The following is a 13,160-nucleotide window of genomic DNA, read 5'->3' on the forward strand; positions in this document are numbered from 1 at the left end:
CAGCGGCCGACGGGGGTGGTCCGGCGATGTTGCGCACCGTTCGCGAGAACTTCTCGGAGACGGTCACGTCGTCGTTGCGGACCTTCGGTCGTGCGGTGGGTATCGCGCAGGAGTCGGTGGTCGGCGCGGTGGGGGATGTGGTGCGCCGGGAGTTTCAGTGGCGTGAGGCGATCTTGCAGGCGTGGCGGTTGATCACGGTGACGACGGTGCCCGCGATTTTGATGGCGATTCCGTTCGGGGTGATCGTGTCGATCCAGGTGGGCAATCTGATCCACACGTTGGGTGCGGATTCGTTGTTGGGTGCCACCGGTGGTTTGGGGGTGATCAAGCAGGGTGCGCCGATGGCGACGGGGTTTCTGTTGGGTGGTGCGGGGGCGGCGGCGATCGCGGCGGATCTGGGGGCGCGCACGATTCGGGAGGAGATCGATGCGTTGCACACGATGGGGATCTCGCCGGTTCATCGGTTGGTGATTCCGCGGATGGTGGCGATGTTGGTCGTGGCGCCGTTGTTGAACGTGTTGATCATTTTCGTGGGGGTGTTGGCCGGGTATGCGGTGGCGATCGGTGGGCAAGGCGTCACCCCGGGGTCGTATTGGGCGACGTTCGGGTCGTTCACGACGGCGGGGGATGTGTGGATGTCGTTGGTGAAGGCGTTGATCTTCGGGTTTTTGGTGGTGGTGATCGCGTGTCAGCGGGGGTTGGAGGCCAAGGGGGGTCCGCGGGGTGTGGCTGATGCGGTGAACGCGGCGGTGGTGTTGTCGGTGGTGTCGATCGTGTGTGTGAATCTGTTGTTGACGCAGGTGACCGCGATGTTCCTGCCCACGAGGCTGGCCTGATGACCGCGTCCTCCTACGTCCCCGCCGGGCTCGGCAGGCTGACCCGCCGACTACGCGCGGCCCGGCCGCTGCATCCGCTGGAGGCCATCGGCTTCGCGGCCGGATTCGTCTGGCAGGCACTGAGTTCCAGCCCGCTGACGGTCACCCACTATCGCGCCGAGACCATGCGCGCCATCACCAATATGACCTGGGGGCGCGGCTCGGTGATCGTGGGCGGCGGCACCGTGCCGATGATGATCGTGCTCGGCGCCGCGATGGGCGCGTCGGTCGGCGTCGAATCCTTCGCCACCCTCGACATGCTCGGCATGGGCCCGGTCACCGGGTTGATCTCGGCGTTCGCGACGACCCGCGAACTGGCGCCGATCGCGGCCGCGATCGGATTCGCCGCGCAGGCGGGCTGTCGGATGACCGCCGAAATCGGTTCGATGCGCATCTCCGAGGAGATCGACGCGTTGGAGGCGCTCGGCCTGCGTTCGGTGCCGTTCGTGGTGACGACGCGCGTGATCGCGGGCGCCATCGCGATCGTGCCCACCTTCCTCATCGCGCTGATCCTGTCCTATCTCGCCTGCCGCGGGCTGATCACGTTGGTGCACGGGCAGTCCTCGGGTGTCTACGACCACTACTTCTTCCAGTTCGTGTCCGGATTCGACGTGATCGCCGCGGTGTTCAAGGTCGCGATCTTCGGCACCGTGGTCATCCTGATCCATTGCTATTACGGGTTTTTCGCCACCGGCGGCCCGGAAGGCGTCGGCGTCGCGTCCGGACGCGCGGTGCGCGCGAGCTTCGTGGCGATCATCGCCGTCGACATGGTCTTGTCCATCGTCTTGTGGGGCTTCAACGCCGCCATCAGTTTCACGGGGTAGGAATGCCGAATTACGGAATGCCCGGTGTCGCGATCGACCGCAAGATGTCGATGCGCACCGGGGCGGTCTTGCTGGCGGCGGTGGTATGCGTCGGCGCGGGTTGGCGCGGCTACGACAGCGTCCGCGAGGAGGACGGCCTGCGAATCTCGTTGCACACCGAGCAGATCGGCGACGGGGTGGTCGCGGGCACGCAGGTCAGGGCCGACGGCGTGCTGGTCGGCGAGGTCGCCGAGATCGCACCCGACGCGCAGGGCACGCAGCGGATCACCTTGCTGCTGGACGACTCTCGCCTGGACGGTCTCGACGACAGCCTGCGCGTGGACTACGCGACCGGAAACGTCTTCGGCATCAGCGAACTCGAGCTGCGCCCCGGACCGGGCGGTGCGGCCCTGCGGCCGGGCACGGTGATCGACCTGACCGGTGCGAACGCCGCGGCCGCCTACGACGCGACGATGGGCAGCCTGCTGCGCAGCGTCTCCCGGGTGAGCAACGAGGTGCTCACCGCGCAGCTGACCTCGGTGCTTGCCCAGCTCGCGGGTGACATCCGGGCGTTCACGCCGCTGCTGCAGTCGATGGTGGTGCTGGCCCGCACGGTCGCCGACGCGCAGACACTGCCGCTGTCGTATCAGCTCGGCCAGTTCGGCTCGGCGCTGGGCGGCGCGGCGCCGTTCGTCGGCGCGACCCTGCAGGTGATCGATCAGGTCTATCGAATTCCGGTGCTGCGCACGGACCGCGAGCGCTTCGACGCGACCATCGACACGGTCGTCGAGCAGCTCTTCCCGGCCTTCGAACGGACGATGTACCGCGCGGGTGACGAGTTCGCCGAATACGCGGCGATGCTGACGCCCATTCTCGCGGCCGCCGCCGGGATGGTGTCGACGCCGGAGCAGTCCAGTGCCGAACTGCGCGAGTTGCTCGATCGGTTGCGCTCGGCCATGCCCGAGACCCCGGATGGCCCCGTCCTGAACGTCGACATCGACGTGCGCACGGTGCCGGTCCTGGCGCCGCTGCTCGGCGATGCAGGAGGCCGGTGATGATCTCGGTCCGCGCGGCTGGTCTGCGGCTCGCGCTGTTCGCGGGCGCGATGGTGGCGGTGCTCGCGCTGGTGATCACCGCGATTCAGCGCCCGGTGTCCGGCGACACCGACAGCTACCGGGTGGTCTTCACCGACGCCAACGGCCTGAAGACCGGTGACGACGTGCGCATGTTCGGCGTCCAGGTCGGCAAGGTCGAAACCATTGCGCTGCAAGGTAATCAGGCCCTGGTAGGCATCAGCGTGCGCCGCGCCTCGCCGGTCTACGACAACTCCAGGTTCGCGATCCGCTACCAGAATCTCACCGGACAGCGATACGTGGATCTGCAGCAGCAGAACACGCCGAGCGGCCGCACCGCGGCGGGATCGACGATCGGCGCCGACCGCACCGTGCCCTCGTTCGACGTGACCAGCCTGTTCAACGGTCTGAAGCCGGTGCTGGCCACCCTCTCGCCCGAGACGGTGAACCAGTTCAGCGAGAGCATGCTCGCGGTGATCGAAGGCAACGGCAACGGCGTCGGCCCCGCACTCGACGCCATCGGGACGCTCAGCAGCTACGCGATCGACCGTCAGCAGGTGGTCTCGACGCTGATCAGGAACTTGTCCAAGATCTCGGACGAAATCGGCGGGCGCTCACCGCATTTGGTGACGCTGCTGAGCAAGCTGGCCGACGTCTTCACCTCGCTGCAGATCAAGATCACCGGACTGATCGATTTCGCGGTCACCGCGCCGCCGGTCCTCGATCCGGTCGACTCGCTGCTCGCCACGCTCGGGCTCACCGAGGACGCCAACCCCGACCTGGACACCATCGTGCACACACTCTTCCCGGACCCGCGTGTCTTCGTCGACCTGCTCGGCAGGCTGCCCGCCCTGCTGGCCGGTCTGCGCGAGGCGCTTCCGGCGACAACATCGAACACCGCTCTGACGTGCAGTCGCGGCCGGGCCGACGTCCCCGGCGCGCTCGACGTGCTGATCGCGGGCCAGAAGGTGGCGATATGCAAGGGCTGACGCGCTTGTTCGACCGGGACCGGCCGCGCCGCGACGAGGCCGCCACCCGCAGGCGCGACCTGCGCCTCGGCGTGCTCGGCGTGCTGCTCGTCGCGCTGGCCATGGCGGCGGTCGCGGTGCTGTACGCGGTGCCGTTCGGCGAGCGCACCTACACGGCCGAGCTCACCGAGGCCCAGTCGGTGCGTCCCGGTGACGACGTGCGCCTCGCGGGCATCTCCGTCGGCAGCGTCGAATCGCTGGAGTTGCAACAGGATCGGGTGCTGATGACGTTCACCGTCGACTCGTCGGTCTTCGTCGGCAAGGAGACCTCGCTGGACATTCGCATGCTGACGATCGTCGGCGGCCACTACGTGGCATTGTTCCCCGCCGGGAACGTCCCGCTCGGCTCCCGAACCATCCCGTCGGATCGAGTCCGCCTGCCCTACAGCCTGATTCAAGCCTTCCAGGACGCCGTCGAACCGATTCGCCGCGTCGACGGGACCGGCCTGCGCGACAACCTGGCCGCGATGGCGGACTCGCTCGAGGCGAGCCCGGACAGCCTGCGTCGCACGCTCGACGGTGTCGAGCATTTCGTCGACGTGCTCGATCAGCAGCGCGCCGACGTCTCGAAAGCCATTGGCATAGCGGACGAATACCTCACCGCCGTCGGCGCCGCGAAAGGTGAGCTGGGACGATTGGTGGACAAGGTCAACCTGCTCGAGACGCTGCTGGCCGACAAACGCACCGAGGTGCGCACGGCGGTGGAGGCGCTGGACCGGGTGATCAGCAGGCTCGGAGCGCTGCAGCCCGCTTGGGGCGGCACGCTCCGGCCGATGGCCGAGCAACTCGCCGCGGCGGTGCCGGAACTGGAACGGCTCGGTGAACGTCTGCAACCGGTCATCGACGATGTGCACGCGCTCGGCCAGCGCCTCGGACAGCTCGTTCCGCACGAGGGCGAGGTAGTGATCGATCAGTCGAACACCACCGTGCAGGCGCCGCCGTCGGCCGAACCGATCTGCGTGCCCGTGGCCGGGAGGGTCTGCTGATGCTGTCGAAAGTCCTCGGATCTCGCGGATTCATGTCCGTCGCCGGAGCTTTGGTGATCGTGGCGATGGCGGCGGCCGCGTATGTGGTGGCCGCGGACCCCTTCAGGAGGACCGAGACCTACTGCGCGCTGATGCCCGACACGATCGGCCTGTACGTCGGTAATCACGTCACCATGCGCGGTCTGCCGGTCGGCGAGGTGACCGCGATCGAGCCGTCGCCCACCTCGGTGCGGGTAGAGTTCACCGTCGACGCGGACCATCCCCTGCTGGCGGACGCCGCGGCGACGACGGTTTCCGACACCATCGTCGCCGATCGTGAACTCGCGCTGGTGAATACCGGCACCGGGCGCTGGGATTCCGCGCGGTGCCTGACCAAAACGCTGACGCCGAAGAGCATGACGGAAACGCTCGGCGCGCTGGCCGAATTGTCCAGCGAGGTAACGGGTCCCGAGGACGGTGAACAGAACGCGTTGGCCCGCGGCATCGGCGCGCTGAACGCGGCGACGGCGGGCACCGGCCCGCAGCTCAACGAGATCGTCCGCAAGCTGGGCGGCGCGCTGAACTCCCCGGATGCCGCCATCGGCCACCTGGCCGGACTCATCGACGCGCTGTCCTCGCTGTCGGGCAGCGTGGCCGCCCGTTGGGGCGACATCAAGTCGATGCTGCTGCGCCTCTCCGACGTGCTCGGCCAGGTGAACAACGAACTGTTCGGCCGGACCGTCGAGATCATCGACAGCTTCCAGCGATTGCTGCCGATGCTCAACGAGATCACGAGCATGTTCGGCGATCCGATCTTCCGAGTGCTGGACGCCACCGTGCCGCTGGTGCGGTTGTTGCGCGACAACGTGGACAGCCTGCGCGACATCGTCACCAAGGTCCCGGCGCTCACCGCGGCTATCGGCACCGTGACGGCGACCGGTCTCACCTACCTGCCACCGAAAGTGGCCCTACCGGAACAGGATGCGGCACAGGTGTGCGCGGCGATCAACGCGATCTCTCCCGGGCGCTGCGGCGCGTCGGCCGATGGCAAACCGCAGGTCGACCTGGTGCACTGGGTCCTCGGCATGGCGGGGGCGCGGTGATGGCCCCGAGAATTCGCCACGGCCTGCTCGCCGCGCTGCTCGCGGCCACGCTGCTCGGCGGCTGCGCGTTCGATCCGGCCTCGGTTCCGGTGCCGGGGGCCTCCGTATCAGGGCCGACGTACCCGATCCGCATCGAGTTCGCCAACGCCTTGAACCTGCCCGCGCGGGCCAAGGTCATGGCCAACGGAGCGCAGGTCGGCAACGTCACCGGGGTGAGCGTGGTCGATCCGGCCGCGACGAACGGCGGCGGCGGTTATGTCGTCGTGGAGGCGGAGATCGAGAAGTCGGTGCGGATTCCGACCAGCACCCTCGCCCAGCTGCGGCAGAACACGGTGCTCGGCGACATCCACATCGCGCTGGCCACTCCGCCCGACGGCTTCGGTTCGCTCCTCGCGGCGGGCGGGACCATCCCGCGCGCGCAGACGGTCCCGGCCACCCAGATCGAGGACACGATGGCGGGCGTCGCGACGTTCGCGCAGGGTGGGGCGATCAGCCAGTTCCAGGAGATCGTCGACCGGCTCAACACCGTGCTGCCCGCCGATCCCGCCGAGACGGCACGGATCTCGGAAACCGTGGGCGCCAACGCGATCGACCTCGCCGAACACCTGCGGGAGGTCGACATCTTCCTCGACGCGCTGACCGCCGATTCCGCCGTGGTGAGCCAGATGGGTCCGCAGGTCGCCGAACTACTGACCGAGCCCGCCGTGGAACAGGTTTCGGCCTCGGTCGCGTCCATCGTCGATGTCGTCGGGGTACTCGGCGCGCTGGGCAGCGTCGCGCATTCGCTGGTGTGGCTGGCCCCGCTGGCGCAGGCGGGTGATGCCGCGGCTCGCGCGTTCGTCCCGCTGGCCCTCACGTCGCGGCCGCTCGATCTCACCGCACCGTCGAACCTGAACGCCCTCGTGGCGCTGATCCGCGATCGGATCATCCCGTTCGTCGAACGCGGACCGAAGGTGAACATCGTTGGGGTGACAGTGAATTCCGGTGACGTTTCCACCGACGACCAGGTCGAGCAGATCGTCGGGGCGCTGCGCATGATCGGAGCGGTGCGATGAAGGTCGGTTCGCTGTTGTCACTGGGCGGGATCGCCGTCATCACGGTGCTCGGCATCGCCTATCTCACCTTCGGCGTCGTGCGGGTGGAGCCGCTGCGCGAAGACCTGCGGGCGACCTTGGCGCTGACCAATTCCGGTGGGCTCGAGGTGGGTTCGCCGATCCTGTTGCGCGGCGTGAAGGTCGGTGAGGTCACCGCGCTGCGGCGCGGGCGCGGGCGGGTGGAGGCCGACTTCGACCTCGATCGGCGCCACCGGCTTCCCGTGGACAGCACCGTCGTCATCGAGGGACTGTCAGCGCTCGGCGAGCCGTACGTGGAATTCACCCCGAACACCGACGACGGTCCCTACCTGACCGAAGGCCAGGTGCTGGAAGGCCTTCGGGTGCGCGCGCCGCTCTCGACCCCGGAGGTCGCCCGCCTGGTCACCCAGGTGATGAACCAGCTCGACCCGAACGCCATCGGCGAATTCATCGACACCCTCGGCATTGCGATGGAGGGCACCGAATCGGTGACGCCCGGCCTCGCCAGATCCACCGACCTGCTGGCCGCGGCCATCATGAGCCGGTCACCGCAAATCGGCATCATCATGTCGGATCTGCAATCCATCGCGCCGGACATGGACTGGACCGGGCCTTCGTTCGACACGGCCGCACCGAACTTCGTCGAGTTCGGCCAACGGGTCGACCAGATCGCCCAAGCGGTGGGCCGCCTCGCGCAGACCGGCGACACGCCCGCGATGTACCTGGAGGGAAACGGGCTGGTGCCGTTCATGACTCGGCTCACCGAGTGGATCGCCACGGTGGGCCCGGAGGTGAAGCCGCTCGCGCCGATGCTCCAGCCGCTCGCCGACGCGGCGGCGCACAGCGCGCCGCAGGTCGATCTCAGCGCGCTGATCACGCAGGCGCTGGCGGCTGCCGAACCCGAAGGGGCCGTGCGTATTCGGGTTGGTGTGAAGTAGCGGGCGCGTGGTCCGCCCACGAGACTGCCTGTTCCGCTCCCCTGATCGGAAGCATTCGCCCAGCCGAGCCTGCGAATTCGTGGACAATGCTGGGGAGACCACGTAGGCGATGACGCGGAAGCGGGTGTTTCGGGCGGTGCGGACGAACGAAGAGAGCGGCGGCCTCGGGGCGGCCGCGGTGGGCATGGCCGCCCTGGGGTTGGGGGAGGCGATCGCCGCTGTCAAGGGCGGATCCCTGATCGATACCGTCGGCCGGGCCATGATCGACACCGCGCCGGTGCCGGTGGTGGAGGCCACCGTCGTACTGTCGGGCAGGCACGACAAGGCGGTCACCCGGTTCGGCGTCGGCGCGGGCGTGATCGCCGCGACCGCCGCGGTGGGCGCGCTGCCGCCCCGCCTGCGCACACCGGCCGCGGCGGTGTTCGGCGCGGGTGCCGCGGGCCTGGCGCTGCGTAAGTCGACCAGGTCCGCGTCCACGGTCGCGGGGGCGTCGGCGGCGGCCGCGGTGCTGGCGACCGGTCTGCGCAGGCGCCCGCGTGGACTGCTCGGCAGGCTGGCGTGGACGGCGGCGGGCACGGGACTGCTCGCCGCGGCGCGCAAGCTGCACCGCGATCACGATCTCGAACAAGACGGTGTGATTCGGCGCGTCGGCCCGCTCGGCGGCATCGGCCTGGTGCCGGACGACGGGCTCGAGGAGCCCGGCCTCTCCCCGTTGATCACCACGGCGGGCCGGTTCTACGTCGCCGACGTGAACCTGCGCCCGCCGCGCATCGACCCGGACCGCTGGCGGCTCGCCGTCACCGGTAGGGTGGCGCATCCGCTGCGGCTGTCGCTGACCGAATTGGCCGCCGACGCAGTCGAATTCGACGCGGTCATGGTCTGCATCCACAACCGGGCCGGCCAGGGCAGGGCGGGCAACGCGCGCTGGTTCGGCGTGCCGCTCGCGCACCTGCTGAAGCACGCGATTCCGGAGCCCGGCGCCACCCGGCTGGTGACCCGCGCCGTCGACGGCTACACCATCTCGCTGCCCGCCGAACCGCTGCGCTCCGGTGAATTGCCCGGCTACCTGGTGATCGGCATGAACGGCGAACCGCTCCCGCCCGAGCACGGCTTCCCGGCCCGCGTCTTCGTGCCCGGACTCTACGGCCAGTACACCGGCGCGAAGTGGTTGTCCGAACTGGAACTGACCAACGACAGCCACGCCGACTACTGGGTCCAGCGCGGCTGGCCCGACGAACTGCTGTGGGTGGAGCCGCACGCCCGCATCGACGCCACCGCCCCCGGCCGCACCGTCGCGGGCACGCTCACCGTCACCGGCGTGGCCTGGGCGCCGCCGCACGGCGTCGTGCAGGTGGAACTCAGCGTCGACGACGGCGAATGGCGCCCGGTCGATCTCGGTACCGAACTGGCCCCCGCCGCGTGGCGGCGCTGGCGCACCACGCTCGAGCTGCCGCCGGGCCCGCATACCCTGCGCGCCCGCGCCATCAGCCGCTCCGGGCACGTGCAGGAAAGCGCCACCCGCGCGCCGTTCCCGTTGGGTCCCACCGGCATGCACTCGGTCACCGTGCAAGTCTGAGCCTGCCTGGCGGGTCGCGCGGTTGAATCGTTTCGACAGCAACCGTGCGCCGCGGCTACCGCGCAGGCCCGCCGAACGGCGGCGTCCCGGCCGAGTTGTACTCGAAAGAGCCGCCGCCGCAACGACTCCAGGCTGCGCGCTCACCGGCTGGCGATCGGCTCCTGAAGTTCGGTGACCCATCCGGCGGGGTCCTCGGTGTACTCCAGGGTCACCTCGCGCGCCAGACCCTGCGAGCGGTAGCCGTTTTCGTCGATCCACCGGCCGAGCGCCTGCCACGGTTCCAGCACCTCGTTCATGCTGCCGCGGTGCACCACCGTGGCGGCCTGCTCGACGGCGGGCAGGTCGACGATCGAGAAGTACTGTCCCGCATCGGGTTCCGCCGCGACCGGGAGTGCGGCGTGCACCAGCACCGACCCGTCGGCGCGTTCGTCGTAGTAGGCGATGGCGGGGCCGACCGGCGTGAGTCCCGCGCGCTCCAACCGCACGCACAGCTCCTCGAACAGCGGACCCACCACGGGCCCGATCGATCCCGGCTCGAAATCCGCTGCTTCGCCGGTCAATTCGGCGACCCGGACGGCCGGAACGGATTTGACGACCACATCGTGCACGGGCATGGCGCCCTCCTTCTCGATGACGCGGAGTCTTGTTTCGACCTGGACGAGCCGTTCCCGGTCCGACGCTATGCGCTGCTCCAGTTCCGCGTGCCGCAGGGTGAGCATGCCGCGCAGTTCCGCGCCGCTCACCTCCTCGTCGAGTATCCGGCGCACCTGTTCCAGGGTGAAGCCGAGTTCCTTCAGCGCGACGATGCGGTTGAGCCGGGCGAGCTGTCCGGCCGCGTAGAACCGGTAGCCGGTGGCCGGGTCCACCACGTCGGGCCGCAGCAGCCCGATGCCGTCGTAGTGGCGCAGCATGCGCACCGACACCCGTCCGTGTCTGGCGAAATCTCCGATGCTGAACATGACGCTCTCCGGTCTACGGCCTCACACGGTGTCAGGGTCAAGAACTCAGAACCGCCCGCCCCGGCTGACTCGCCGCGACCCGCTGGAACCGCCGAACGAGCCGGGCCGGTACCCGCCGCCGGAGCGATACCCGCCACCCGCCGCGCCGCGGAGCAACCCCTCCAACAGGATGCCGCCGAGCACCGCGCCCGCCTGGGCCCCACCCGAAGGCGGCCTGCTCGCCTCCCACGCCCGCACGCTGGCCTGCGCCTCTTGTAGCGCGCGGCCCGCCAGGTCGGCCGCTGTCTGCGCGTGCCGCAGCGCCTGACCGGGATCGGTGCCGCCGAGCCGTTGCGCCGCATCGAGATTTCGCTGCGCCTCGGAGAGCCGGGTGCGGGCGTTCACGTCGATGCCGCCGCGCCGGGTGGTGAGGTAGTCGGACGCCGCGGCTACCCGGGTGCGGGCATCGGTGAGCGCCTGATCGAGGCGGCGGCGCAGGTCCTCGGCGGCGAGTTTGCGGTCGGTGGCGGCCGCGATGGCGCGATCCAGATCGCCGTCGGCGGCCACCGCGTCGTGGAAGGCGTCCAGCGGGTCGGCATCGGCCGTGGCCGACGCCTTGTCCAGGGCTTGCCGCGCTGACACGGTGGCGGTTTCCAGCTCGGCGCCGCCGAACGCGACGAGCTCGGTGGCCGAGTCGATGTCCTTGCGCAGTTCGTCCAGCGCGGCGGGCAGTCCGTCGCGGGCCTGCTGGATCGTGGTCGCCGCGTTGTCGACCGCGTCCAGCAGCGTGCGCGCCTGGCCGATGGCGCCCTCGGCGGCCCGGATCGCGCCGACGGCCGCGCCCTGTTCGCCGACCGGCCGCGTCAGCGCGGCGCGTCCGGCGTCGACGTTCTGTTCGGCGAAGGCGATGCGTTCGCGCGCCATCGCCGTGTTGTCGCGGATCGGGGCGAGCACGCTGACTGGATGCGCGGCGGTGAGCCGGGTCAGCTCGGCTTCCGAGGCGGGCACGCGGCCGGTGAGGTCGACCAGATCCCTGGTCAGCGCGTCCAATCGGGCTGGCGCGTCGATCAGCAGGTCGCGCATCGCGTCGAATTCGGCGACCCGCCCGTCGAGTTCGCGATCCGCGCGGCCGACGAGGCCGATCAGTTCGATCAGCAGACGGCGCTGGTCGGCGGCGGTCTCCGGAATGTCGTCATCGAGCCGCTGGCGGATGGCGAATGCCTTGGCGGCGGCGGTTTTCGCGTTGTCCAGCGCGGTGGTGAACGGCGTCGCGGCGGTCGCGCCGAACTCGCCAACAGCCAATTCCAGTTCCTCGGCGCTGGTGCGCATCGCGTTGTCGAGCTCGACGAGCACCTCGCGAGACCGCTCGTGCAGCGCCTCCAACGGGAGCGCGGCGAGGGCGGCGCTGTCGTCGGGATCCACCTTGCGCGCCGCCTCCAGCTCGGCGCGGTTCCGATCGCGGCGGCGCTTGCGCGTGTAGAGCAGCAGCGCGCCGAGTACCGCGGCGACGACGAGGGCCAGGATCAGCAGCGTACGAACGCTCACCCCGCCCGCGCTCATCGCCGAGTTCAGTCCGTCGGCGGTCGCGATGCCCGCGGCGGCCCAGTCGCTGTCGCGCAGCGCGGGTTCGACCTCCCGGGTCAACAGTTCGTCCAGTTCGCTCTCGCTGATGTCCGCGGGCAGGTCGCCGTAGAACCAGTAGTCGCGCGAGCCGGTGGCGACCGCGAGCAGCAGATCGCGGGTGCCGAAACCGGAAGCGGCAGCGGTGCGTGCGGCCCACGCTTCGGCGCCGAGCCCGTCGAAATCGCGCACGTAGCCGATCCACAGGCGGACCCGCCGGTCATCGTAGAGACGGTCCACCGCGGCTTGGACCCGGTCCTGTTGGCCGTCGTCCAACACGCCCGCGCTGTCGACGACATAGGTGTCCATCCGGCTCGGCGGCTCCGCCGTGGCGGTCGGCGCGCCGATCAGCGCCGTGGCCAGCAGCAGGAGACCGACCGCCACCGGGGCGGACCAGCGGACGCGACGTTTCGGCTGCGACGGCACCCCATGAATCTATCCCCGGTTCCCGGCGAATCAGTGGATAGCATCGTGGCGTGATCACGATCGACCGCCCCTACACCGGCCACGTGTCCGCGGGTTCGAACCCGCAGCAGCGCGATCTCGACGGCGCGCGCATCGTCAAGATGTCCGTCGGCGGCATGGACAACAACGTCTACCTCGTGCAGTGCGCGGCCACCGGCGCCGCGCTGCTCATCGACGCCGCCAACGAACCCGACCGCATCCTCGAGCTCGTCGCCCAGGAAGCGCCTGGCAAGGTCCGGCTCATCGTCACCACCCACCAGCATCCCGACCACTGGTGGGCGCTGAAGGAAGTCGCCGCCGAGCTCGACGTCCCCACCGCGGCGCACCGCCTCGACGCCGACCCGCTGCCCGTCACCCCCGACCGCCTCCTCGACGACGGCGACACCGTCGAGATCGGCGACCTCACCCTGACCGTCATCCACCTCAGCGGCCACACCCCCGGATCGGTCGCCCTCGCCCTCCCCGAAGAACCCGGCCGCATCCACCTGTTCACCGGGGACAGCCTCTTCCCCGGCGGCGTCGGCAAAACCCACAGCCCCGAAGACTTCACCTCCCTCTACACCGACGTCACCACCAAACTCTTCGACCGCTACGACGACGACACCGTCGTCTACCCGGGCCACGGAGACGACACCACCCTCGGCACCGAACGCCCCCACTTGGCGGAGTGGCGCGAGCGCGGCTGGTGACACACGCTGTAGAA

General features: G+C 69.7%; 12 protein-coding genes. 10 read left to right on the forward strand and 2 right to left on the reverse strand.

What is annotated here, in order from left to right:
* The first annotated feature begins 26 nt into the window (after nt 1-26).
* The 9 genes from ABZV58_RS15130 to ABZV58_RS15170 all read left to right on the forward strand — a co-directional run bounded on the left by ABZV58_RS15130 (nt 27) and on the right by ABZV58_RS15170 (nt 9,434).
* On the forward strand, nt 27-836 hold the full coding sequence (locus tag ABZV58_RS15130) for an ABC transporter permease (protein ID WP_355000722.1): 810 nt from the start codon (nt 27-29) through the stop codon (nt 834-836).
* Entirely contained in the window at nt 836-1,699 is an 864-nt protein-coding gene (locus ABZV58_RS15135) for an ABC transporter permease (RefSeq protein WP_355000723.1), read from the forward strand. Before ABZV58_RS15130 ends, ABZV58_RS15135 begins: the two co-directional genes overlap by 1 nt.
* A 2-nt stretch (nt 1,700-1,701) precedes the next feature.
* Entirely contained in the window at nt 1,702-2,733 is a 1,032-nt protein-coding gene (locus ABZV58_RS15140) for an MlaD family protein (protein ID WP_355000724.1), read from the forward strand.
* Nucleotides 2,733-3,740: an MCE family protein gene (locus ABZV58_RS15145; RefSeq protein ID WP_355000725.1), complete on the forward strand. Its 1,008-nt coding sequence runs from the start codon at nt 2,733-2,735 to the stop codon at nt 3,738-3,740. The genes ABZV58_RS15140 and ABZV58_RS15145 overlap by 1 nt, the downstream gene beginning before the upstream one ends.
* Entirely contained in the window at nt 3,728-4,765 is a 1,038-nt protein-coding gene (locus tag ABZV58_RS15150) for an MCE family protein (RefSeq protein WP_355000726.1), read from the forward strand. The genes ABZV58_RS15145 and ABZV58_RS15150 overlap by 13 nt, the downstream gene beginning before the upstream one ends.
* Nucleotides 4,765-5,847 (forward strand): MlaD family protein, encoded by a 1,083-nt coding sequence (locus ABZV58_RS15155; protein WP_355000727.1) that lies wholly within the window; start codon nt 4,765-4,767, stop codon nt 5,845-5,847. Before ABZV58_RS15150 ends, ABZV58_RS15155 begins: the two co-directional genes overlap by 1 nt.
* Nucleotides 5,847-6,902, forward strand: a complete 1,056-nt coding sequence (locus ABZV58_RS15160; RefSeq protein ID WP_355000728.1) for an MlaD family protein — start codon at nt 5,847-5,849, stop codon at nt 6,900-6,902. The genes ABZV58_RS15155 and ABZV58_RS15160 overlap by 1 nt, the downstream gene beginning before the upstream one ends.
* Nucleotides 6,899-7,858, forward strand: coding sequence for an MlaD family protein (locus ABZV58_RS15165; RefSeq protein WP_355000729.1), 960 nt, complete (start codon nt 6,899-6,901; stop codon nt 7,856-7,858). Before ABZV58_RS15160 ends, ABZV58_RS15165 begins: the two co-directional genes overlap by 4 nt.
* A gap of 136 nt (nt 7,859-7,994) precedes the next feature.
* Complete coding sequence (locus ABZV58_RS15170) at nt 7,995-9,434, forward strand: molybdopterin-dependent oxidoreductase (RefSeq protein WP_355000730.1); 1,440 nt, start codon at nt 7,995-7,997, stop codon at nt 9,432-9,434.
* A gap of 140 nt (nt 9,435-9,574) precedes the next feature.
* On the opposite strand, the gene ABZV58_RS15175 is transcribed toward ABZV58_RS15170, so the two are convergent.
* Both ABZV58_RS15175 and ABZV58_RS15180 read right to left on the reverse strand, forming a co-directional pair.
* Nucleotides 9,575-10,393, reverse strand: coding sequence for a MerR family transcriptional regulator (locus tag ABZV58_RS15175; protein WP_355000731.1), 819 nt, complete (start codon nt 10,391-10,393; stop codon nt 9,575-9,577).
* 45 nt (nt 10,394-10,438) lie between these two features.
* Complete coding sequence (locus ABZV58_RS15180) at nt 10,439-12,418, reverse strand: TPM domain-containing protein (RefSeq protein ID WP_355000732.1); 1,980 nt, start codon at nt 12,416-12,418, stop codon at nt 10,439-10,441.
* A gap of 50 nt (nt 12,419-12,468) precedes the next feature.
* On the opposite strand from ABZV58_RS15180, the gene ABZV58_RS15185 reads away from it, so the two are divergent.
* Nucleotides 12,469-13,146, forward strand: coding sequence for an MBL fold metallo-hydrolase (locus ABZV58_RS15185; protein WP_355000733.1), 678 nt, complete (start codon nt 12,469-12,471; stop codon nt 13,144-13,146).
* The last annotated feature ends 14 nt before the right edge of the window (nt 13,147-13,160 follow it).

The sequence above is a fragment of the Nocardia sp. NPDC004654 genome (assembly GCF_040609595.1).
Taxonomy (GTDB): domain Bacteria; phylum Actinomycetota; class Actinomycetes; order Mycobacteriales; family Mycobacteriaceae; genus Nocardia.